18 protein-coding genes are annotated in these 21,536 nt (G+C 68.4%); 11 read left to right on the top strand and 7 right to left on the bottom strand.

All coding sequences use genetic code 11. The features are described 5' to 3' along the window. Position 1: 1 nt before the first annotated feature. The 7 genes from cydC to EJP67_RS11400 all read right to left on the bottom strand — a co-directional run bounded on the left by cydC (position 2) and on the right by EJP67_RS11400 (position 9,415). The gene (gene cydC / locus EJP67_RS11430) at positions 2–1,717 is read right to left on the bottom strand and encodes a thiol reductant ABC exporter subunit CydC (RefSeq protein WP_126021829.1); all 1,716 of its coding nucleotides are present in this window, start codon (positions 1,715–1,717) and stop codon (positions 2–4) included. Then, complete coding sequence (cydD, locus tag EJP67_RS11425; RefSeq protein ID WP_126021828.1) at positions 1,714–3,405, bottom strand: thiol reductant ABC exporter subunit CydD; 1,692 nt, start codon at positions 3,403–3,405, stop codon at positions 1,714–1,716. The genes cydC and cydD overlap by 4 nt, the downstream gene beginning before the upstream one ends. 156 nt (positions 3,406–3,561) lie before the next feature. Then, on the bottom strand, positions 3,562–4,674 hold the full coding sequence (locus EJP67_RS11420; RefSeq protein WP_126022136.1) for an acyltransferase family protein: 1,113 nt from the start codon (positions 4,672–4,674) through the stop codon (positions 3,562–3,564). Between the two features lie 62 nt (positions 4,675–4,736). Continuing rightward, the gene (locus EJP67_RS11415) at positions 4,737–5,699 is read right to left on the bottom strand and encodes an NAD(P)H-dependent flavin oxidoreductase (protein ID WP_126021827.1); all 963 of its coding nucleotides are present in this window, start codon (positions 5,697–5,699) and stop codon (positions 4,737–4,739) included. 166 nt (positions 5,700–5,865) lie between these two features. Then, on the bottom strand, positions 5,866–7,656 hold the full coding sequence (locus EJP67_RS11410; RefSeq protein WP_126021826.1) for an acyl-CoA dehydrogenase: 1,791 nt from the start codon (positions 7,654–7,656) through the stop codon (positions 5,866–5,868). Between the two features lie 74 nt (positions 7,657–7,730). Beyond that, entirely contained in the window at positions 7,731–8,663 is a 933-nt protein-coding gene (locus EJP67_RS11405) for an electron transfer flavoprotein subunit alpha/FixB family protein (RefSeq protein WP_126021825.1), read from the bottom strand. Positions 8,664–8,665: 2 nt separating this feature from the next. After that, entirely contained in the window at positions 8,666–9,415 is a 750-nt protein-coding gene (locus tag EJP67_RS11400) for an electron transfer flavoprotein subunit beta/FixA family protein (RefSeq protein WP_126021824.1), read from the bottom strand. 442 nt (positions 9,416–9,857) lie between these two features. On the opposite strand from EJP67_RS11400, the gene EJP67_RS11395 reads away from it, so the two are divergent. The 11 genes from EJP67_RS11395 (at position 9,858) to EJP67_RS11345 (ending at position 21,534) form a co-directional block, all read left to right on the top strand. After that, complete coding sequence (locus tag EJP67_RS11395; RefSeq protein ID WP_126021823.1) at positions 9,858–10,616, top strand: class II aldolase/adducin family protein; 759 nt, start codon at positions 9,858–9,860, stop codon at positions 10,614–10,616. Between the two features lie 48 nt (positions 10,617–10,664). After that, positions 10,665–12,227: an ABC transporter substrate-binding protein gene (locus tag EJP67_RS11390; protein ID WP_126021822.1), complete on the top strand. Its 1,563-nt coding sequence runs from the start codon at positions 10,665–10,667 to the stop codon at positions 12,225–12,227. Between the two features lie 76 nt (positions 12,228–12,303). Then, a complete protein-coding gene (locus EJP67_RS11385; RefSeq protein ID WP_126021821.1) occupies positions 12,304–13,278 on the top strand; it encodes an ABC transporter permease in 975 nt (324 codons plus the stop codon). 15 nt (positions 13,279–13,293) lie between these two features. Continuing rightward, positions 13,294–14,136 (top strand): ABC transporter permease, encoded by an 843-nt coding sequence (locus EJP67_RS11380; protein WP_126021820.1) that lies wholly within the window; start codon positions 13,294–13,296, stop codon positions 14,134–14,136. 2 nt (positions 14,137–14,138) lie between these two features. Next, complete coding sequence (locus tag EJP67_RS11375; RefSeq protein ID WP_126022135.1) at positions 14,139–15,776, top strand: ABC transporter ATP-binding protein; 1,638 nt, start codon at positions 14,139–14,141, stop codon at positions 15,774–15,776. Then, positions 15,773–16,681 carry a 2-hydroxyacid dehydrogenase gene (locus tag EJP67_RS11370; RefSeq protein WP_126021819.1) on the top strand — a complete coding sequence of 303 codons (909 nt, stop codon included), beginning with the start codon at positions 15,773–15,775 and terminating at the stop codon, positions 16,679–16,681. The genes EJP67_RS11375 and EJP67_RS11370 overlap by 4 nt, the downstream gene beginning before the upstream one ends. 30 nt (positions 16,682–16,711) lie before the next feature. Continuing rightward, positions 16,712–18,085 (top strand): aspartate aminotransferase family protein, encoded by a 1,374-nt coding sequence (locus EJP67_RS11365; protein WP_126021818.1) that lies wholly within the window; start codon positions 16,712–16,714, stop codon positions 18,083–18,085. 1 nt (position 18,086) lies between these two features. Next, complete coding sequence (locus EJP67_RS11360; RefSeq protein ID WP_126021817.1) at positions 18,087–19,124, top strand: histone deacetylase family protein; 1,038 nt, start codon at positions 18,087–18,089, stop codon at positions 19,122–19,124. Between the two features lie 58 nt (positions 19,125–19,182). Beyond that, entirely contained in the window at positions 19,183–20,121 is a 939-nt protein-coding gene (locus EJP67_RS11355; RefSeq protein WP_126021816.1) for a DMT family transporter, read from the top strand. A gap of 14 nt (positions 20,122–20,135) precedes the next feature. Then, positions 20,136–20,828 (top strand): GntR family transcriptional regulator, encoded by a 693-nt coding sequence (locus EJP67_RS11350; RefSeq protein ID WP_126021815.1) that lies wholly within the window; start codon positions 20,136–20,138, stop codon positions 20,826–20,828. A gap of 1 nt (position 20,829) precedes the next feature. Then, positions 20,830–21,534 (top strand): SDR family NAD(P)-dependent oxidoreductase, encoded by a 705-nt coding sequence (locus EJP67_RS11345; RefSeq protein WP_126021814.1) that lies wholly within the window; start codon positions 20,830–20,832, stop codon positions 21,532–21,534. Positions 21,535–21,536: the final 2 nt, after the last annotated feature.

Genomic DNA, 21,536 nt, shown 5'->3' with positions numbered 1-21,536 from the left:
TTCAGTCGGGCCGCAGGCTGCGCAGCGCGGCGTCGAAGCTCTCGCTGCCGCGCCGCAGGTCGGCGACGATGCGGCCCTGGTTCATGCACACGAGGCGGTCGGCGAGCGCGGCCTCGCGGCGCAAGTGGGTGGCGATCAGCAGGGTTCGGGCGCCTGCATGCCGGGCGAGGCGATCCAGCACGTCGTGCGCGGTGGCTGCATCCAGCGCTTCCGTAGGCTCGTCGAGCAGCCAGAACGGCACGTCGCGCAGCAGCAGGCGGGCCAGCGCGAGGCGGCGCGACTGGCCGCCGGAGAGGCCGAGGCCGCCTTCGCCGAGGCGGGTGTCGAGGCCGGTGCTCAAGGCACGCACCTCTTCTTCCAGCCCCGCGGCTTGCAGCACGGCGTGCAGCCGTTCATCGGTGGCTTCGGGGGCTGCGAGGCGGAGGTTGTCGCGCAGGCTGTCCTGGAAGAGTTCGGTGCGCTGGGTCAGCAGGCAGGCCGGCTGGGCGAGGACGCTGCCGGAACGGGGGGCGATCTCGCCTGCGATGGCGGCGAGGAGCGTGGACTTGCCGGCGCCGCTGGCGCCGATGAGGGCGACGCGCTCGCCTGCTTGCAGAGCCAATGAGGCTTCGGTCAGGACGGGGATGCTGCTGCCGTCGTGGGCTACGGTGACTTCCTCCAGCTGGAGTGCGAGTCGGGAATCGGGAGCCTTCGCCGTTGCGGCGGGCTCATCCGCGGAAGAAGTCATGCGGGGCGCCAGGCGCCGCACCGCCAGCCAGGTGCGGCCCGCGTCGAGCGCGCCGCGGCGCAAGGCTGCGAAAGGCTCCGTCGCCGTGAGCGCCACCAGCAGAGCCAGCGCTGCGGCCGGTGCGCCGATGACACCCTCATTCACCAGCAAGCCAACGGCCAGCAGCACGCCGACGAGGGTCAGGGTGCCTGCGCCGCCGTAGGCGAAACCGGCGGCTGCCTCGAGCTTGTTCAGTGCGAAGTCGGCCTTGGCAAGCTGTGCGTCGGCAGCAATCAATGCCTCGCGTTGCGCGTCGATGCGGCCGGCCATCACCAGGTCGGTCTGCCCTGCCACCAGATCGACGGCACGTGCGCGCAGCGTCTCGACGCCATGCGCGCGCCGCACGGCTGGCCGGCGCGCTCGCCTTGCCACGAGGAATGCGATGCCCCAGCCGGCGATCACGAGCCAGAGCGTCAGCGCGAGGCCCATCGCCACATGCATGAAGCCGAGCACCGTGCCGGCGAGCAATGCGCCCCCCAGCGCGGCGGCCGCTGGAACGAGCAGGCGGAGATAAAGCGATTCGAGCGCGTCGATGTCGGCGGTGAGGCGGAACAGCAGGCGCGCCGGGCGCATCAGCAACTGGCGCGCTGCCTCGGCCCTGGCCCAGCCGCGGAACAGGCGCACACGAAGTTCGGCGAGCACGGCGAAGGTGGCGTCGTGCGTCACCAGCCGCTCGCCGTAGCGCGATGCGGTGCGGCCCAGCGCGAGCAGGCGGATGCCGGCGGACGGCATGAATACGTCGAAGGTGAAGGCTGTGGCGGCATGCAGGCCGGCAAGTGCCGTCGCGGTGATGAACCAGCCGGAAAGGCCCAGCAGGGCCATTCCTGCGAGAACCGTGATCGCCGCGAGCAGGCAGCCCAGGAGCAGCCAGCGCGGCTGCGTGGCGAGGAAGGGACGCAGGACCCGGCGCAGGTCGCGCCAGTTCGTGCCGATGTGGGAAGGCTTGCTCATGCGGCCTTCTCCACCGCTTCTGCGCTGCCGAGGTTTATCGTGCGGTCCATGCGCGCGGCGAGCACCGGGTCGTGGGTTGCGACGACGAGGGTCTTGCCGCGTGCCAGCGTGATCAGCGCGTCGATCACTCGCTCGGCGGTTTCGGTGTCCAGATGCGCGGTGGGCTCGTCGACCAGCAGCAGGTCGGCGTGCGGGTGGACTGCGACGCGTGCGAGCGCGAGGCGCACGGCCTCTCCGCCGGAAAGGCCCTGCGCACCCTCGCCCAGCGAAGTGACGGGATGGGCCTGCGCCACGGCTTCGAGCGATGCGAAGTGCATGGCATTGGCCACACGTTGGCTATCGGCATCCGGACGCCCCAACGCCACGTTGGCTTCGACGGAACCGGCGAAGACGTGCGGCGTCTGGCCCATCCAACCCATGCGCTGGCGCAGTGCGGCCACCGTGTGGCTGGTGAGCGCGACGCCGCCGATGGAGATATCACCGTGCGTGACAGGCACCAGACCTGCGAGCAGGGAAAGCAAGACGGTCTTGCCGCTGCCGCTGGAACCTGTCAGGGCGACGTGCTCTCCGGGAGCGATGCGGAGCTCGTAACCGTCGAAGACCTCCTGCTGCTCGCCCGGCCAGGCGAAATGCAGGTTGTGGATGGTGACTGCCGGCGGGCCTGCGTGGGCATTCGTCGTGGCGCGTGTCAGCGAAGCATTCGCACCGGGCAGAGGCAGGTCGTTGCGCTGCAGGCGGCCGAGTGCCTCCAGCGCAGCCTCGCCCGCGGCGCGGTCGTGCCAGACCATCGACAGCTCGCGCAGCGGCTCGAAGAACGCGGGCGCCAGCAGCAGCACGAACAGGCCCTCACCGAGGCTCAGCGTGCGGCCCCAGGTGCCGAAGCCGAGGGAGCCGAGCAGGTGGAAGCCGACATACGCAGCCACCAATGCCACACCCAGCGCGGAGAAGAGTTCGAGCACGGCGGAAGAGAGGAATGCGATACGCAGCACGGCCATCGTCCGGCGGCGCAGGGATTGCGCTGAATCGCCCAGGCGCTGCGCAGTGAGTTCCACAGCGCCCAGGGAGCGCAACGTTGCCAGTCCACGGAGCCTGTCGAGCAGGAAGGCGTTCATGCCGCCGAGCTCCACCATCTGCGCCTCGCTCGCGGCCCTGGCGCGCCAGCCGACGATGGCCATGAAGATCGGAATGAGCGGTGCCGCGAACAGCAAGACCAGCGCTGCCACCCACGAAAAGGCAGCCACCGCGCACAGGATGAAGATCGGCACCACCGTCGCGCGCCAGCGGGCGGGCTGGTACCGCACGAGGTACGGAACCAGCGCCTCGGCCTGCTCGGCGAGCACGCTTGCCGCGAGCCCGGAATGCGCGCGGCTTCGATCCAGCGGAGAGCCGGCGGCCAGCGCGGCGGCGGTTTGAGCGCGCAACGCGGTGAGTTGTGCGCGCGCACGAGTGAAAGTCCGGCGCGCGCCCCAGGTCTCGCAAGCCGCTCTCGCCAGGCCCAGCAGCAGGATCGCGGCAGCAGGCCAGATCACGGCGTCGAAACCGCGCCCCGAAGCCAGCCCCTGCACAGCCATCGCCAGCAACGCAGCTTGCGGCAACCAGAACAGCGCCGCGGCACCCTGCACCACCCCGCCGACGTCAGGCGACGCGAAAGCCCGCAGCGGCGATCGGGATGGCGAGTGCTTGGTCATTCCTTAGTTTCGTGAATTTTCAGTATTTACTGAAATTTCCACAATCATACCGGAGACTGAGGCGGCTGACGAGCCCGCAGACTGCACGCTCCCGCGCGCTAACGCAACCGGTTCAGGAAGATTCGGACGGTGCGCCTGCGCTGGCGCGCCCGTTCCTTAATGAGAAACGACTATTCCGCTGACCAGCAGCGCGGCGAACAGCGCGAACACCGCGCGCCAGGAGGCCGGGCGCGCTTCCACCCAGCGATAGAGCAACGCCGCGGCGACCACCGACAGGCCGAAAGTCGCCACAAGGCCGGCCGCGTCGAACCACGAGCCGTGCGGACCTGCATTCGCAACCGCAGCATTCATGGCGAGCAGCACCGGAAAGTGGATGAGGAACAACGAATACGACATCCGCCCCAGCCGCACCAGCGGCATCGCCGTCGCGGGCCAGTGCTTCGGCGACAGCCAGTTCCGCCGCTGAGCAATGGCAATCAGCAGCGCCGTGACCAGCGCGGTCGCGATGCGGCTGCGCCAGTCGATCGCCAGCGCGCCCGCCCCAACCAGCGCCAGCAGCGCGATCGCGCTCTGCCACGTGCTGTATCGCGTCGCGCGCCCGATCCAGAACACCAGCATGCCCAGGCCGTAGGTGCCGAAGAAATAGAAGGCAGTGTCGTCCAGCCCCGCATTGCGATTGAAGAGCGCGAGCGAAGCCACTGCCAGCCCGAAGACCAGCGCCACGGGCAGCCATCGCGCCCGCAGGCCCTGCGGTGCCGGGCCGCCGGTGCGCTGCAGCATCGACGGCAACCCCACCAGCACCAACGCCAGCGCAAAGAGCTGGAAGTCGATGGCCACGTACCAGACGCCCGTGGAGAGCGACTCGTAACCCAGCAGATCCTGCAGCAGCAGGCCGTGGGCGATCAATTGCCCGAAAGTCGGCGCAGCCGGCACCACCTCTTCGTCGAGCCAGGGCCGCACGACCGCCGCGACCAGCACGCACACGGTGAGCGCGGCGAGGTACGGCATGATCAGCCGCCCATAGCGCTGCAGGATGCGCGCCACCGGCCGGTCCACTCGCAGCGTGCCGTCGGGCGCAAGACTGGCCGCCGCCAGGAAGCCTGCGATCACCAGGAACACCTGAACCGCCAGCCGCCCTTCGTCGGCCAGCCAGGCGAAGAAATCGGGTGCGAGCGCGTATGCGCCCGCCGGCATCGGGCCGTAGCGCGAAAGGTGATGTCCGACGATCACCGCGCAGGCGACGCCCTTTGCCGCATCGAGCAGCGGCATGCGTCCCGCGGATGAAGACGGCGGCGCGCTCGCAACGGGCGCGGCGCCGTCGGCAAAGGCAGTCAAAGCGCCAACCGCTGCCTTGCCTCCGTGTATTCGCGCTTGAGCTTCTCGATGAAGGCGCCGGCGGTGGCCACCTCGGTCACGGCACCGATGCCCTGGCCCGAACCCCAGATGTCCTTCCAGGCCTTGGCCTTGCTGCCTTCGCCGCCGCCGAAGTTCATCGTCTTCACGTCGCCTTCGGGCAGGTTGGCCGGATCCATGCCGGCCTTGATGATGCTGGGCGCAAGGTAGTTGCCGTGCACGCCGGTGAAGAGGCTCGAATAGACGATGTCGTCGGAGGTGCCGTCGACGATGGCCTGCTTGTACTCGTCGCTCGCGCGCGCCTCCTCGGTGGCGATGAAGGCCGTGCCGATGTAGGCGAAGTCGGCGCCCATGGCCTGTGCCGCCAGCACCGCCCCGCCGGTGGCGATAGAGCCCGACAGTGCGATCGGGCCGTCGAACCACTGGCGGATTTCCTGCACCAGCGCGAACGGGCTCTTCGTGCCCGCATGGCCGCCGGCGCCGGCCGCCACGGCGATGATGCCGTCGGCCCCCTTCTCGATCGCCTTCTGCGCGAACTTGTTGTTGATGATGTCGTGCAGCGTCACGCCGCCGTAGCTGTGCACTGCCTCGTTCACGTCGGTGCGCGCACCCAGCGAGGTGATGACGATCGGCACCTTGTACTTCACGACCATCTCCATGTCGTGCTCGAGCCGGTCATTGCTCTTGTGCACGATCTGGTTGATGGCGAACGGTGCAGCGGGCTTGTCGGGGTTGGCCTTGTTGTAGGCCGCCAGTTCCTCGGTGATCTCGGCGAGCCAGTCTTCCAGCTGCGCCGCAGGACGTGCGTTGAGCGCCGGCATCGAACCCACCACGCCCGCCTTGCATTGCGCGATCACGAGCTTGGGGTTGCTGATGATGAACAGCGGCGAGCCGATGATCGGCAGCGGCAGGTTCGCGAGGACGGGAGGCAGTTTCGACATGATGCTTGTCTCTTGAAAGTTGTGTTGAATGCGGGATCGGGCAGCCGAACGTAGAAGGAAGACAAAAACTACGCAAAGGTCGCGAAAGGACCCGAAGACAAATTCTGGTTTTTCTTCTGCGACTTCTGCGTAACCTTTGCGACTTCTGCGTTCGGCTGTCCGTATTTCAGAAAGCCTCGAGCGCCAGCGCCGTCACGCTCTCGGCACCGTCGACGATGCTGTCGCGGATGCCCGGCACCTTGTTGAGGATGTGCTCGGCGTAGAAGCGCGCGGTGGCGATCTTCGCCAGCATGAAGTCGGTGTCGAAGCTGCGCGAGGCAAGGTCCTGCGCAATGATCAGCGAACGCGCGAGCTGCCAGCCTGCCACCAGGTTGCCCGCGAGCATCAGGTAGGGCACGCTGCCCGCGAACACCGCGTTGGGCGAGGCCTTGGTCTGGCCGGCCACGAAATCGACGACTTCGACGAAGGCCTGGCGCGCAGCCTTCAGGCGCTTGAGCACGGCCGCGGCAGCGGGGTTGTCGATCCTGGCCAGCTCGGCTTCGGTCTTCTCGATCTGCGCGGCGATCGCCTTGGCTGTCTGGCCGCCGTCGCGCGCCGTCTTGCGGCCCACGAGGTCGTTGGCCTGGATGGCGGTGGTGCCTTCGTAGATCGTCAGGATCTTGGCGTCACGGTAGTACTGCGCCGCGCCGGTCTCCTCGATGAAGCCCATGCCGCCGTGAACCTGTACGCCCAGCGAGGCCACTTCAAGGCTCATCTCGGTGCTGTAGCCCTTCACCAGCGGAACCATGAATTCGTAGAAGGCCTGGTTCTGCTTGCGCGCGTCCGCGTCGGGGTGATGGTGCGCGGCGTCGTAGGCTGCGGCGGCCACGCTGGCCATGGCACGGCAGCCTTCGGTGTAGGCGCGCATCGTCATCAGCATGCGCTTGACGTCGGGGTGATGGATGATCGGCGCGCTGGCGTTGATGGAGCCGTCCACCGGGCGGCTCTGCACGCGCTCCTTCGCGTAGGCCACGGCGTGCTGGTAGGCGCGCTCGGCGATCGCGATGCCCTGCATGCCCACGGCGTAGCGGGCGGAGTTCATCATGATGAACATGTACTCGAGGCCGCGGTTCTCCTGGCCGACGAGATAGCCGATGGCCCCGCCGTGGTCGCCATACTGCAGCACGGCCGTGGGCGACGCCTTGATGCCCATCTTGTGCTCGATGCTCACGCAGTGCACGTCGTTGCGCTCGCCAAGCGAGCCATCCTTGTTCACGAGGAACTTGGGCACGACGAACAGGCTGATGCCCTTCACGCCTTCGGGCGCGCCGGCCACGCGGGCCAGCACGAGGTGCACGATGTTCTGCGCCATGTCGTGCTCGCCGTAGGTGATGAAGATCTTGGTGCCGAACACCTTGTAGGTGCCGTCGGGCTGTGGCTCGGCGCGGCTGCGCACCATGGCGAGGTCGCTGCCGGCCTGCGGCTCGGTGAGGTTCATCGTGCCCGTCCACTGGCCGCTCACGAGCTTCTCGAGGTAGGTGGCCTTGAGCTCGTCGGAGCCGGCCGTGAGCAGCGCCTCGATGGCGCCGTCGCTCAAGAGCGGGCACAGTGCGAAGCTCATGTTGGCCGAGTTGAGCATCTCGCCGCAAGCAGCGCCGATGGTCTTGGGCAGGCCCTGGCCACCGAAATCCGCCGGATGCTGCAGCCCCTGCCACCCACCGGCCACGTACTGCGCGAAGGCTTCCTTGAAGCCCGGCGTAGTGGTGACGGCGCCATCCTTGAACGACGAGGGATTGCGGTCGCCCGCCACGTTCAGGGGCGCGATCACGTCCTGGTTGAAGCGCGCGCACTCTTCGAGCACGGCCTGCGCGGTTTCGAGGCCGGCATCCTCGAAGCCCGGCAGCTTCGCGATCTCGCCGATGTTGGCCAGGTGCTCGATGTCGAACAGCATGTCCTTGATGGGGGCTGTGTAGCTCATGTCATGTCTCCAGATACAGCGGATACGAAAAGGGCATCGCGAACGATGCCCTCTGGCTCAGTGCAGCGATGCGATCAGAGCGCTTTCACCAGTTCCGGCACGGCCGTGAACAGGTCGGCCACGAGGCCGTAGTCGGCCACCGAGAAGATCGGCGCCTCTTCGTCCTTGTTGATCGCCACGATCACCTTCGAGTCCTTCATGCCGGCCAGATGCTGGATCGCGCCCGAGATGCCCGCTGCGATGTACAGCTGCGGCGCGACGATCTTGCCCGTCTGGCCCACCTGCCAGTCGTTCGGGGCGTAGCCCGCGTCGACGGCTGCACGGCTGGCGCCCAGGCCGGCGTTGAGCTTGTCGGCCAGGGGTGCCATCACCTCGGTGAACTTCTCGGCGCTGCCCAGGGCACGGCCACCAGAAACGATGATCTTGGCGGCCGTCAGTTCAGGACGCTCGCTCTTGGTGACTTCACGGCCCACGAAGCTGCTCTTGCCGCTGTCTGCCACGCCTTCAGCCGATTCGACGGCGGCGCTGCCACCGGTGGCTGCCGCGGCGTCGAAGCCGGTCGTGCGAACGGTGATGACCTTGGTCGCATCACTGCTCTGCACGGTGGCAATGGCGTTGCCCGCATAGATCGGACGCTCGAAGGTGTCTGCGCTCACCACGGCCGTGATGTCGCTGATCTGCGCCACGTCCAGCTTGGCGGCCACGCGCGGCGCGACGTTCTTGCCGTTGGCGGTCGAGGGGAACAGGATGTGGCTGTAGCTGCCGGCGATCGCGAGCACCTGGGCTGCGACGTTCTCGGCGAGGTTTTCAGCAAGGCTCGGGCTGTCGGCTGCGATGACCTTGGCCACGCCTGCGATCTGTGCCGCTGCCTTGGCCGCTTCGGCTGCATTGGCGCCGGCCACGAGCACGTGGACGTCGCCTCCGCAGGCCAGCGCTGCGGTCACGGTGTTGAGGGTGGCCGGCTTGATGCTGGCGTGGTCGTGTTCGGCAATAACAAGTGCGGTCATGTTCAGATCACCTTCGCTTCGTTCTTCAGTTTGTCCACCAGCGTCGCAACGTCGGGCACCTTGATGCCGGCACCACGCTTCGGCGGCTCGGCGACCTTGAGGGTCTTCAGGCGGGGCTTCACGTCCACGCCCAGCTCTTCCGGCTTGACCGTGTCGAGCTGCTTCTTCTTGGCCTTCATGATGTTGGGCAGCGTCACGTAGCGCGGCTCGTTCAGACGCAGGTCGGTGGTGATGACCGCGGGCAGCGTCAGCGCCACGGTTTCCAGGCCGCCGTCGACTTCGCGGGTCACGGTAGCCTTGTCGCCTGCGACTTCGACCTTCGAGGCGAAGGTGGCTTGGGGAAGATCAGCCAAGGCCGCCAGCATCTGGCCGGTCTGGTTGGCGTCGTCGTCGATGGCCTGCTTGCCGAGGATGATGAGGGAAGGCTGCTCCTTGTCGACCAGCGCCTTCAGCAGCTTGGCGACAGCCAGGGGCTGCAGTTCTTCGGTGGTTTCCACCAGGATGCCGCGATCGGCACCGATGGCCATGGCGGTGCGCAGGGTTTCCTGGCTCTTGGCGTCGCCGCAGGAGACGGCGATGACTTCGGTGACCACGCCCTTTTCCTTCAGCCGCACGGCTTCTTCAACGGCGATCTCGTCGAAGGGGTTCATGCTCATCTTGACGTTGGCAATGTCCACTCCGGTGCCGTCGCTCTTCACGCGCACCTTCACGTTGTAATCGACGACCCGTTTGACAGGCACAAGAACCTTCATTGACTTGACTCCATTGGATTGCAAAAAGGGGGCTTCGAGGGCAAACCGGTCATTCTAGGGCGCGACCTTTGCCGCCTCTCCATTCTTCCCGTCGGCGCTGGCGCCATAAAAAAGAACGATCGTGCTTTTTCGTGATTATAAGGCAGCGCCGGAGTGCTGAGCCTTTAGGGCGACAAAGATATTCGTGAGGCCGCCGGGGCGGGCGCATTCGCGCCATCAAGCTGCATGGCTTGCACGCAAAACGACAGGCGTGCCCGCTCGCGGTGCATGCGAGGCCGGCTGAAACGCCAACTGCAGCCAATTTGCGGGTTTTCGCCGATGTCTGGGCTGGCACGCAAACTGCAAGATGAATACTGTCGACAGATGACAGTCGATCTTCGGAGATTCAATGGAAACAGCAGAACGAAGCATCCCGGACGTACGCGGCGGCACCCTCCCTCCCATGGCATCCGCGGAGCGCCAGCTCCGGCAGGACCTCGCAGCCGCCTACCGGCTCGTCGCCCTCTATGGGATGGACGACAGCATCTACACCCACATCTCCGCCCGCGTGCCCGGCACCACGGACCAGTTCCTGATCAACCCCTTCGGCATGCTGTTTCGCGACATCACGGCGTCCTCGCTCGTGAAGATCGACCTGGACGGCAACATCGTCGAGCCCTCCGAGTACGACGTGAACCCGGCCGGCTTCACGATCCACAGCGCCGTGCATGCCGCGCGCCATGACGCCGTCTGCGTGCTGCACACCCATACCGTCGCCGGTGTCGCCGTGTCCTCGCTGGCCGGCGGGCTGCAGCCGTGCAACCAGTGGGCGCTGCAGTTCCACAACCGCGTGACGTACCACGAGTTCGAAGGGATCGCGCTCAACCACGAGGAGCGCGAGCGCCTGGTCGCCGACCTCGGCCCGAATTCGCGCGCACTGATCCTGCGCAACCACGGGCTGATCACGCTGGGCCGCAGCGTGGCAGAGGCCTTCATCCTCATGCACAACCTGGAGCGCGCCTGCCGCGTGCAGGTCGCCATCCAGGGCACCGGCCAGGCCGTGCACCCGGTGCCCGAGGAGGTCTGCGAGCTGACCGCGCGCCAGTACGAAAGCGGCGACACCAACCGCCTCGCCTCCGCACCGCATGACCCCTACGCCCGCGAATGGCGCGCGCTCCTTCAGCGCCTGGCCCCGGCCAGCCCGGCCTCCTTCCGCGACTGAGATTCACCCGTTCTTCACTGCCCTACCCACTTCGAAAGGTCCGCACCGATGAAACGCCGCAACCTGATCCAAGCCGGCTCCGCCGCCCTAGGCCTGTCCATCGCCGGGGTGCCCCTGCACAGCCTGGCGCAAGGCAAGAAGGGTGTCGTCAACGTGCTGGTCCAGCCCGAGCCGCCTGGCCTGATGATGGGCATCGTGCAGAACGGCCCCACGCAGTTGATCGCGGGCAACATCTACGAAGGCCTGCTGCGCTACAACGAGAAGCTCGAGCCCCAGCCGCAGCTCGCCACGTCCTGGACCGTGAGCGCGGACAGCAAGACCTACGTCTTCAAGCTCAAGCCCAACGTCAAATGGCACGACGGCAAGCCCTTCACCGCCGACGACGTGGTGTTCTCGTGCGACGTGTTCCTGCGCAAGACGCACGCGCGCTTCCGCGCCAGCCTGGCGCAGGTGGAATCGATCAAGGCGCTCGACCCGCTCACCGTGGAGTTCAAGCTCAAGCAGCCTTTCGGCCCCTTCATGGGCATCTTCGAGAACGGCACCATGCCGATGGTGCCCAAGCACATCTACGAAGGCACCGACTTCGCGACCAACCCCGCCAACGCCACGCCGATCGGCACGGGCCCGCTCAAGTTCAAGGAATGGGTCAAGGGCTCCTACATCAACCTCGTGGCCAACGAGAACTACCACCAGCCGGGCATCGTGAGCGTGGAGAGCGTGTATTTCCACGTGATCCCCGACGCGGCCGCGCGCGCCGCGGCGTTCGAGTCGGGCAAGGTCGACATCGCGCCGGGCGGCACGGTGGAGTACTTCGACGTGGGCCGCCTCGCAAAGCTGCCCGGCGCGGCCGTGACCACCAAGGGCTGGGAGTTCTTCGCGCCGCACAGCTGGCTGTGGATGAACAACCGCACGGCGCCCATGAACAACGTGAAGTTCCGCCAGGCCGTGTGGACCGCCATCGACCGCGAGGCCATGGCCAAGGTCGCCTGGTATGGCTACGCCAAGCCGGCCACCGGCCCCTTCAACAGCCACATCGCCTACGCCAGCGACGACGTCGCCAAGTACCCGCGCGACCTCGCCAAGGCCAAGAAGCTGCTGTCCGAATCGGGCTACAAGGGCGAGACGCTGCGCCTGCTGCCGCTGCCCTATGGCGAATCCTGGCAGCGCCAGGCCGAGATCGTGCGCCAGAACCTCACGCAGGCCGGCATCAAGGTCGAGATGGTCGCCACCGACGTGGCCGGCTGGAACCAGCGCAACAGCGAGTGGGACTTCGACCTCGCCTTCACCTACGTCTACCAGTACGGCGACCCGGCGCTCGGGGTGGCGCGCAACTACACCAGCGACAACATCGCCAAGGGCTCGCCCTTCAACAACGTGGCGGGCTACGTGAACCCCAAGGTCGACGAACTGTTCGCCGCCGGTGCGCGCGAGAGCGACCCGGCCAGGCGCCGCGCGATCTACCTGGAAGTGCAGAAGCTGCTGGTCGACGAAGTGCCCGTGGCCTGGCTGCACGAGATCAACTTCCCGACGCTGTACCGCAGCAAGATCCAGAACGTGGTGTCCTCCGGCATCGGCCTGAACGACAGCCTGGGCCGCGTCAAGCTGGCCTGACTTTCCTCCCCGCATGCGGTGCCCGCCTGTGTTGGCTGAATAGGCCGGACCACCGCATGCCCGAACCGAGTTCGCCATGAAACGACTGCAGTTCATGTCCGTGCGCCTGCTGCAGGGCCTGATGGCCCTGCTGGTGATCGCCACCGTCAACTTCCTGCTGGTTCGCGCGGCGCCGGGCGACCCGGTGTCGGTCATGGCCGGCGAGGCCGGCGCGTCCGATGCGCAGTTCGTGGCCCAGCTGCGCCAGCAGTTCGGCCTCGACCAGCCGCTGCCCGTGCAGCTCGGCAACTACCTGGGCCATGTGATCAAGCTGGACCTGGGCTTTTCCTACCGCCAGCAGCAGCCGGTGGTCGACCTGATCCTGGAGCGTCTGCCGGCCACGCTGCTGCTCACGGGCACGGCCTTCGGGCTCTCGCTGCTGTTCGGCATCGTGCTGGGCGCGCTGGCCAGCCGCAACGCGGGCAAGTGGCAGGACAGCCTGATCACCGTCGTCGCGCTGGTGTTCTACGCCACGCCGCTCTACTGGCTGGCGATGATGGCGGTGCTGCTCTTCACCGTGCAGTTCGACCTGCTGCCCGCCTTCGGCTTCTTCACCGTGGGCGCGGACCTCACAGGCATCGACAAGGCGCTGGACATCGCCAAGCACCTGATCCTGCCTTCGCTGACGCTGGCGCTGTTCTACATGGCGGTGTATGCGCGCATGACGCGCGCCTCCATGCTCGAGGTCGCGCAGATGGACTTCGTGAAGACCGCGCGCGCCAAGGGCGTGGCTCCGGGCCGCATCCAGCGCAAGCACATCCTGCGCAACGCGCTGCTGCCGGTGGTCACGCTCGCCGGCATCCAGGCCGGCGGGATGATCGGCGGCGCCGTGCTGACCGAGACCGTGTTCGCCTGGCCCGGCATCGGCCGCCTCATGTTCGACGCGCTGCTGCAGCGCGACTACAACCTGCTGCTCGGCTGCTTCCTGTTCACCGCGGCCATGGCCGTGCTGTTCAACCTGATCACCGACTTCGTCTACACGCTGGTCGATCCCCGCATCGAGCTGAGCTGAGCCAAGGAGCCCTTCATGAAAAGCAAATTCTGGCGGCGCTTCAGCCGCAACAAGGGCGCGGTCTTCGGCCTGATCGTGCTGATGCTGGTGGCGCTGGTCACGGCCCTGGGCCCCTTCGTCGCGCAGAACAACCCCTGGGACATGGTCGGCACGCCGTTCGCCGCGCCCATGGCGGAACAGGGCCTGCTGCTGGGAACCGACACCATGGGCCGCGACATCCTCTCGGGCATCGTCACCGGCGCGCGCGTCTCGCTGCTGATCGGCGTGGTCTCCACCGTGGTCTCGCTGCTGATCGGCGTGAGCATCGGCGCCGTCTCGGGCTACTTCGGCGGCTGGGTCGACGCCACGCTGATGCGCTTCACCGAGCTGTTCCAGGCCATCCCGAGCTTCGCGCTGGCCATCGTGCTGGTGGCCATCTTCCAGCCCTCGGTGCAGTCGATCGTCACGGCCATCGCGATCGTGTCGTGGCCGCCGGTGGCGCGGCTGGTGCGCAGCGAATTCCTGACGCTGCGCCAGCGCGACTTCGTGGCGGCGGCGCAGTTGGCGGGCCAGTCCACGCCGCGCATCATCCTCACGCAGATCCTGCCCAACGCCGCCTCGCCCATCGTGGTGATGGCCTCGTTGATGGTGGCCACGGCCATCCTGCTGGAGTCCAGCCTGAGCTTCCTGGGCCTGGGCGACCCGAACCAGATGAGCTGGGGCTACATGGTCGGCTCGGCGCGCACGGTGCTGCGCCAGGCCTGGTGGATGGCGGTGTTCCCGGGCGTGGCCATCCTGCTCACGGTGCTCGCGCTGAACCTGGTGGGCGAAGGCCTGAACGACGGCCTCAACGCGCGCGCCGACGGGAGGGGCAAATGAAAATGGAAAAGCTCGTTCTTCCCGTGCTCGACGTCCAGGGCCTGGACATCCGCCTGCCCCCGGGCGCCGACCGCGAACTGGCGGTGCGGGGCGCTTCGCTGCAGCTGCTGCCGGGCCAGACGCTGTGCGTGGTCGGCGAATCGGGCTCAGGCAAATCGATGATCGCCAACGCCATCATGGGCCTGCTGCCGCGGCCGCACGTGGAGCCCGTGGCCGGCCGCATCCTCTTCGACGGACAGGACCTGCTTCAGCTCGACGAGACGCAGCTTCGCACGCTGCGCGGCCGGCGCATCGGCATGGTGTTCCAGGAGCCGATGACGGCGCTGAACCCGGTCATGCGCATCGGCGAGCAGATCGCCGAGGTGTTCGACGCCCACGTGAAGCTGTCGGCCGCGCAGAAGCGCCAGCGCATCCTCGCGGCGCTGGCCGACGTCGGCCTGCCCGAGCCCGAGGTGCTGATCGACAGCTATCCGTTCCGCCTGTCCGGCGGGCAGCGCCAGCGCGTGATGATCGCCTGCGCGCTGGTGCTGGAGCCGGCCCTGCTGATCTGCGACGAACCCACCACCGCGCTGGACGTGACCACGCAGGCGCAGATCCTGAAGCTCATCCGCGAGCTGCAGCAGCGCAAGGGCACGGCGGTGCTTTTCATCACGCACGACTTCGGCGTGGTCTCGGAGATCGCCGACCAGGTCGTCGTGATGCAGACCGGCGAGGTGGTCGAGGCCGGCCCGGCCTCCGCCGTGCTGGCCCGGCCGCAGCATGCCTACACGCGCAAGCTCATCGCGGCCATTCCGAACGGCCAGGTGCGCGCGCCTTCCGGGCAGCGCCCCGTCGAGCACGTGCTGCAGGTGCAGGAACTGCGCAAGACCTACGTGACAGGCGGCGGGCTGTTCAGCAAGGGCCGGCGCGTGGAAGCGGCCAAGGGCCTGTCGTTCGAGCTGCGCCGCGGCGAGACGCTGGGGCTGGTCGGCGAATCGGGTTCGGGCAAGTCGACCGTGGGCCGCTGCATCGTGGGGCTCGCGCCCTTCGACAGCGGCCGCGTGCTGTTCAAGGGCCGTGCGCTGCAGTCGGGCGCGCAGTTCCGGGCGCAGTCGCAAGGAAAGATCCAGATGGTGTTCCAGGACCCGTATGCCTCGCTCAACCCGCGCCACCGCATCGGCCCGGCCATTGCCGCCGGCCCGATCGCACAGGGCGTGCCCAAGGCGCAGGCCATGGCCCGCGCGATGGAACTGCTCGAGCTGGTGGGCCTCAAGCCCGACGCGGCGGAGCGCTTTCCGCACGAGTTCTCCGGCGGCCAGCGCCAGCGCATCGGCATCGCGCGCGCGCTGGCCATGGAGCCGCAACTGCTGGTGGCCGACGAGCCCGTCTCCGCGCTCGACGTGTCGGTGCAGGCCCAGGTGCTGAAACTCTTCGCCGAGGTGCGCGAGCGCTTCCAGCTGGCGATGGTGTTCATCACGCACGACCTGCGCGTGGCCGGCGAGATGTGCGACCACATCGCAGTGATGCAGCGCGGCGAGATCGTCGAGTACGGCGAGACCGCCAGGGTGCTGGCGAACCCGCAGCATGCGTACACGCGCACGCTGATCGAGGCGCAGCCGAGGCTGTCGGCGGCGGCAGCCGAACAGGCGGTGGCCGCATGACGCACGAACTCGACATCGCGCTGGTCTCCGACCAGATCGCCATGGACTACCTGCAGCCCGCCTTCCGCGAGCGTTTTCCGAAGGCCCGGCTGCACCGCATCGACACCGAGGTGCAGGAGCTGGACGCGCTCGACCGCATCGACACCGTGGTCTGCTGGTCGCCGCCGCCGGGGCTGCTCGCGCGCATGCCGCGCCTGCGGCTGGTGCAGTCGGTGGGCGCGGGCACCGACCACATCACGCGCGACCCCGCCCTTCCCGACGTGCCGGTGCGCCGCATCGTCGACCCGGACATGGCCGACGGCATGAACGCCTATGTGGCGTGGGCCGTGGTGCACGGCCAGCGCCACATGGGCGCCTATCTCGAGAGCCAGCGACGCGCGGCCTGGGAGGAAGCGCCCATCGAGCCACCGGGCCGGCACCGCGTGGGCATCGCGGGCCTGGGCGTGCTTGGGCAGTCGGCCGCGCGCGCGCTGCTTGCCATCGGCTACCGGGTGCGCGGCTGGAGCCGCAGCCCCAAGAGCGATCTGCCCGAGGGCATCGAGGCTTTCCACGGCGACGCGGCACGCGCCGAGTTCCTGGCCGGCTGCGACACGCTGGTCTGCCTGCTGCCGCTGACCGAAGACACGCGCGGCATCTTGAACGCCGGACTGTTCGCGCAGTTGCCGCGCGGCGCGCGCCTCGTCAACGCCGGCCGTGGCGCCCACCTCGTGCAGGACGACCTGCTGGCCGCGCTGCAGAGCGGCCAGATCGCCTCGGCCGTGCTCGACGCCTTCGTCGAGGAGCCGCTGCCGCAAGGCCACCCGTTCTGGCGCCATCCGCGTATCACCGTCACGCCGCACATCGCGACACGCACCCGGCCCGAGGCCATCGCGCGGCAGACCCACGACAACCTGGCGCGGCTGTAGAACGCCGCCCGCCATCCACGGAGGAACCCCATGGCAGAACCCCTAGGCACCGGCGACAAGGACGTCGCCACCCACCTGCATTCGTACACCAACCTGGCGGCGCTCCCGCAGACGCCGCCGCTGGTCATCGTCGAGGGCGACGGCATCCACGTCGTCGACGAGAACGGCCGGCGCTACCTGGAGGCCATGTCGGGCCTGTGGTGCGCATCGCTGGGCTTCTCGAACAAGCGCCTGGCCGAGGCCGGGGCGAAGGCACTGAACACCCTGCCCTACTACCACACCTTCAACCAGCGCACCAACGTGGCGGTGGCCGACCTGGCCGAGCGGCTGCTGGCGCTGGCACCTGTGCCGATGGCCCGAGTGTTCTTCGCCAACTCGGGCTCCGAGGCCAACGACAGCGCGGTGAAGATGGTCTGGTACTACCACAACGCCATCGGCCAGCCGCAGCGCAAGAAGATCATCGCGCGGCGCAACGCCTACCACGGCGTGACCGTGGCCGCCGCCAGCATGGGCGGTCTCGACGGCAACCACCGCGACTTCGACCTGCCCATCGCCACCGCGCCCGCGCGCTTCCTGCACGTCGACTGCCCGCATCACTACCGCTACGCCGAACCCGGCGAGACGGAGCAGGACTTCTCCAGCCGCCTTGCTCAACAGTTGGAGCAGACCATCCTGGCCGAAGGGCCCGAGACGGTGGCCGCCTTCATCGCCGAGCCCGTGATGGGCGCGGGCGGCGTGCTGGTGCCGCCGGCCGGCTACTTCGAGAAGGTGCAGGCCGTGCTGCGCAAGTACGGCGTGCTCATGATCGCCGACGAGGTCATCTGCGGCTTCGGCCGCACGGGCAACATGTTCGGCTCCACCACCTTCGGCATCCAGCCCGACATCCTGAGTTGTGCCAAGGCGCTGTCCTCGGGCTACGTGCCGATCTCGGCCGTGATGGTCAACGAGAAGGTGCACAGCGCCATCGCCGCCAACAGCGGCAAGCTCGGCAGCTTCGGCCATGGCTACACCTACTCGGGCCATCCCGTCGCCTGCGCGGTGGCGCTGGAGACGCTCAAGGTCTACGAGGACGAGCGCATCCTCGACCACGTGCGCGAGCTCGCCCCCGCGTTCCAGGCCGGGCTGCGCACCTTCGTAGAACGCCCCTGGGTGGGCAACGTGCGCGGCGTGGGCCTGATCGGCGCCATCGAGCTCATGGCCGACAAGGCCGCGCGCACGCCTTTCGCCGCCGACTGCAAGGCCGGCTACCGCTTCGCGGCGCTGGCGCTGGAAGAAGGCCTGATCGTGCGCGCCATGGGCGACAGCATCGGCCTGTGCCCGCCGCTGATCATCACGCGAGCCGAGCTGGACGACCTGTTCGCGCGCCTGGCGCGCGCCATGGACCGCTTCGAGAAGGAGTACTGACATGCAAGCCTTCTTCAGCGACGACCAGTTGCTGCACGATCCGCAGCAGTACATGCGCGTGGGCCGCATCTGCAAGCCCGCCGACCTGCCCACGCGCGCCGAGGCCTTGATGGCAACGCTGGCCGCACGCGGCATCGCGGTCAGTGCGCCACCGGACGCCGGGCGCGCCGCGCTGGAGCAGGTGCACAGCACGGACTACCTCGACTACCTGGAGACCGCGTTCGAGCGCTGGCGCAAGGTCGAGAGCTTCGGGCTGGAGCCGGGCATCGAGGTGCTGCCCAACATGTCGCCGCACGGACCGCGCGTGGGGCCCTGCCCTTCGCCCTCGGTGCTGGCGCAGACGGGCTGGTACGTCGGCGACCTGTCATGCCCCATCGGCCCGAACACCTGGCGCTCCGTCCTGCGCTCGGCGCATGCGGCGCTGGCGGCGGCCGAGGCGGTGCTCGACGGCGGCTCCATCGCCTATGCCCTGTGCCGCCCGTCGGGCCACCATGCGCAGCGTGCACGCGCGGCAGGCTTCTGCTACGTGAACAACAGCGCCATCGCGGCCGCCACGCTGCGACGGCGCCATGCGCGCGTGGCCGTGCTCGACATCGACGCCCACCACGGCGACGGCACGCAGCAGATCTTCTACGAGCGCGGCGACGTGCTGACAATTTCCACGCACGCCAACCCGGCCGGCTACTACCCCTGGTACACGGGCTACTCGCATGAGCGTGGCAACGGCGAGGGCGAAGGCTTCAACCTCAACCTGCCGCTCGCGCACGGCAGCGGCAACGCAGAGTTCGCGCAGGCGCTGGACCAGGCCACCGCCGCCATCGAGCGCTTCCAGCCGCAGGCGCTGGTGCTGCCGCTGGGCTTCGACACCTACAAGGACGACCCGATCAGCGTGCTCAAGTTCGACATGGAGGCCTTCCGCCTCGCGGGCGAACGCGTGCGCGCGCTGGGCCTGCCAACGGTGGTGGTGCAGGAAGGCGGCTACATGGTCGGGGCCATCGGCGCCGCGCTCGATGCGTTTCTGGAGGGGCTGCGCGCGTGAGTGTTTCGACGCCGGGCGGCGACCTGCTTGCGTGGGCGATGCTGTCGCAGCGGGCGGCATGAGCACAGCCCCCACCTCCGTTTCACTCGCGCGTGCCGACCAGGGCAGCAACAGCGCGGGCGCGGGCATCGCCCTCTTCCTCTGCGCGCTGGTGCTTTTCGCGGTGTACGACGCCTTCGCCAAGCAGATGGTGGCCACGCATGCGCCGGCCGTCGTCAACCTGGGCCGCTACAGCGCCATCGGCGCCATCGCGCTGGTGCTGCTGGTGCGCCACGGCGACCTGCGGCTGTGGCGCCAGCCGCACCAGAAGCTGCTGGCCGCGCGCAGCGTGGCGCTGGCCATCGTGGCCACCTGCTTCATGACGGCGCTCGTCACCATGCCGCTGGCGGAGGCCACGGCCATCTACTTCACCGCCCCGCTGATCATGGTCGCGCTGTCGCCATGGCTGCTCGGGGAGCGCGTGGGCCGCGCGCAGTGGACTGCCGTGCTGCTGGGCTTCGTCGGCATGCTGTGCATCGTGCGGCCGGGCGGCAGCCTGCCGCTGGCGGGCACGCTGCTGATGGCGGTGTCGGCCGTCTGCTATGCGCTCTTCCAGGTGCTCACGCGGCGGCTCTCGGGGCTGGTGCCGGCGCCCGTGCAGTTCGCGCACATGGCGCTGGCCTGCCTGGTCGTCACGAACCTGCCGGTGCTGTTCATGCCGCACGTCACGCTGCCGCCCTGGCCCGAGATGGCGCTGCTGGTCGCTGGCGGCGCTGTCAGCGGTTGCGCGCAGCTGTTGCTGCTTGCCGCGTTCCGCCGCGTCGGCGCGGCCACGCTGGCACCGCTGAACTACGTGCAGCTGCTGCTGGCTGTGCTGATCAGCACGCTGTGGTTCCAGCGCCCGCCCGACGCGCCGGCGCTGGCGGGCATGGCGCTGATCGCCGTGGCGGGCGTGTACCTGGCGCGCGCGGGCGGCGGCAGCCCCAAGGCGGCCGGCATGATACGCACAAGAGATTGAGACAAGGAACTCAGATGACCACCAGCCGGGCCGAAGCCGCCACCCCTCCCGCCTTCTCATCGATCCAGGTGCCCGACCTGGTCGGCGTGGTGGAGGCGCAATTGCAGCAAGCCATCCTGTCGGGCCGCATCGCGCCCGGCGAACGCATCGTCGAGGCCGAGCTGGCCCGGCAGATGGGCGTGAGCCGCGCGCCCGTGCGCGAGGCCGCACGCCGCCTCGAAAGCCTGGGGCTGCTGATCTCGCGTCCGCGCCATGGCTTCGCGGTGCGCACGGTTTCGCCCAAGCAGGTCAACGACCTGTACGAGGTGCGCATCCAGCTCGAACTGCTGGGCGCCTCGCTGGCCTGCACGCACGCCACCGATGCCGAGCTGGCCCAGCTCGACGCGCGCGTGGACGACATGGTGGAGCGCGCCGAGATCCTGTCGTCACCCGAGCGGGTGGCGCTCGACCTGGACTTCCACTTCGCGATCAGCGCGCTGTCGGGCAATCACTACCTGCACCGGCTGTTCGACAACATGCAGACCGAGGTGCGCATGTTCCTCGCGCTCAGCGAGGACAGCTACGGCGACCTGAAGGCGCTGGCCGAGACGCACAGGCCGATCGCCAAGGCGATGATGGCGCGCGACGTCGGCGCCGTCGAGCACGCGCTGCGCTACCACCTCGAGACCGCCAAGGACCACGTGCGCGGCCTCTTCACCAAACCCTGAGATGAGCGCGCTGCCCCGCGTCGCCATGGTCAGCGGAGGCAACCGCGGCATCGGCCTCGCCATCGTGCGCGAGCTGCTGGCCGGTGGCTGGCGCGTGAGCGTGGGCGCGCGCGGTGCCACCGATGCCTTTGCCGAGTACGGGCCCGCCCGGGTACGCAGCTACCGCTTCGACGCCGAGGACGCGCGCAGCGAGACCGACTGGGTGGCCGCGACCGTGCGCGACTTCGGCGGCATCGACGCGCTGGTGCACAACGCCGGCATCCTCAGCACGCGCTCGGTCATCGATGCGGACGACGCGGAGGTCGACCGGCTGCTGGAAGTCAACGTGAAGTCGCCGCTGCGGCTCACGCGCAGGGCCTGGCCGCATCTGCTGGCGGCCGACGAAGGCAAGGTGCTGGTGATGGCCTCGCTCGCGGCCAAGCGCGTGCGCACGGCCGATGCCTCGCTCTACGCGCTGAGCAAGGCGGCGGTGCTTTCGCTGGCGCACGGCATCCGGCATTGCGGCGCCGAATCGCGCGTGCGCTGCACCGCGCTGTGCCCGGGCTTCGTCGCCACCGACATGGCTGCCGGCCTGCCGCCCGAGCAGCAGCGGCAGGCCACGCGGCCCGAGGACGTGGCCCGCATCGCGCGGATGGTGCTCGAACTGCCGGCCTCGGCCAGCGTCGCCGAGATTCCCATCAGCTGGACCGTCGAACCCCAATACTGAAA

Source organism: Variovorax guangxiensis, assembly GCF_003952165.1.
Taxonomy (GTDB): Bacteria; Pseudomonadota; Gammaproteobacteria; order Burkholderiales; family Burkholderiaceae_C; genus Variovorax; species Variovorax guangxiensis.
The sequence above is the reverse complement of the archived record's forward strand: the minus strand, read 5'-3'. Positions and strand labels throughout refer to the sequence as shown.

Bases quoted from the DNA above. Each gene is read 5' to 3' on its own strand.
- EJP67_RS11365 (WP_126021818.1), top strand. From the start codon at position 16,712: ATGGCAGAACCCCTAGGCACCGGCGACAAGGACGTCGCCACCCACCTG.
- EJP67_RS11395 (WP_126021823.1), top strand. From the start codon at position 9,858: ATGGCATCCGCGGAGCGCCAGCTCCGGCAGGACCTCGCAGCCGCCTAC.
- EJP67_RS11355 (WP_126021816.1), top strand. From the start codon at position 19,183: ATGAGCACAGCCCCCACCTCCGTTTCACTCGCGCGTGCCGACCAGGGC.
- EJP67_RS11345 (WP_126021814.1), top strand. From the start codon at position 20,830: ATGAGCGCGCTGCCCCGCGTCGCCATGGTCAGCGGAGGCAACCGCGGC.
- EJP67_RS11375 (WP_126022135.1), top strand. From the start codon at position 14,139: ATGGAAAAGCTCGTTCTTCCCGTGCTCGACGTCCAGGGCCTGGACATC.
- EJP67_RS11400 (WP_126021824.1), bottom strand. From the start codon at position 9,415: ATGAAGGTTCTTGTGCCTGTCAAACGGGTCGTCGATTACAACGTGAAG.
- cydC (WP_126021829.1), bottom strand. From the start codon at position 1,717: ATGAGCAAGCCTTCCCACATCGGCACGAACTGGCGCGACCTGCGCCGG.
- cydD (WP_126021828.1), bottom strand. From the start codon at position 3,405: ATGACCAAGCACTCGCCATCCCGATCGCCGCTGCGGGCTTTCGCGTCG.
- EJP67_RS11390 (WP_126021822.1), top strand. From the start codon at position 10,665: ATGAAACGCCGCAACCTGATCCAAGCCGGCTCCGCCGCCCTAGGCCTG.
- EJP67_RS11385 (WP_126021821.1), top strand. From the start codon at position 12,304: ATGAAACGACTGCAGTTCATGTCCGTGCGCCTGCTGCAGGGCCTGATG.
- EJP67_RS11405 (WP_126021825.1), bottom strand. From the start codon at position 8,663: ATGACCGCACTTGTTATTGCCGAACACGACCACGCCAGCATCAAGCCG.
- EJP67_RS11410 (WP_126021826.1), bottom strand. From the start codon at position 7,656: ATGAGCTACACAGCCCCCATCAAGGACATGCTGTTCGACATCGAGCAC.
- EJP67_RS11370 (WP_126021819.1), top strand. From the start codon at position 15,773: ATGACGCACGAACTCGACATCGCGCTGGTCTCCGACCAGATCGCCATG.
- EJP67_RS11415 (WP_126021827.1), bottom strand. From the start codon at position 5,699: ATGTCGAAACTGCCTCCCGTCCTCGCGAACCTGCCGCTGCCGATCATC.
- EJP67_RS11350 (WP_126021815.1), top strand. From the start codon at position 20,136: ATGACCACCAGCCGGGCCGAAGCCGCCACCCCTCCCGCCTTCTCATCG.
- EJP67_RS11360 (WP_126021817.1), top strand. From the start codon at position 18,087: ATGCAAGCCTTCTTCAGCGACGACCAGTTGCTGCACGATCCGCAGCAG.
- EJP67_RS11380 (WP_126021820.1), top strand. From the start codon at position 13,294: ATGAAAAGCAAATTCTGGCGGCGCTTCAGCCGCAACAAGGGCGCGGTC.
- EJP67_RS11420 (WP_126022136.1), bottom strand. From the start codon at position 4,674: ATGCCGCTGCTCGATGCGGCAAAGGGCGTCGCCTGCGCGGTGATCGTC.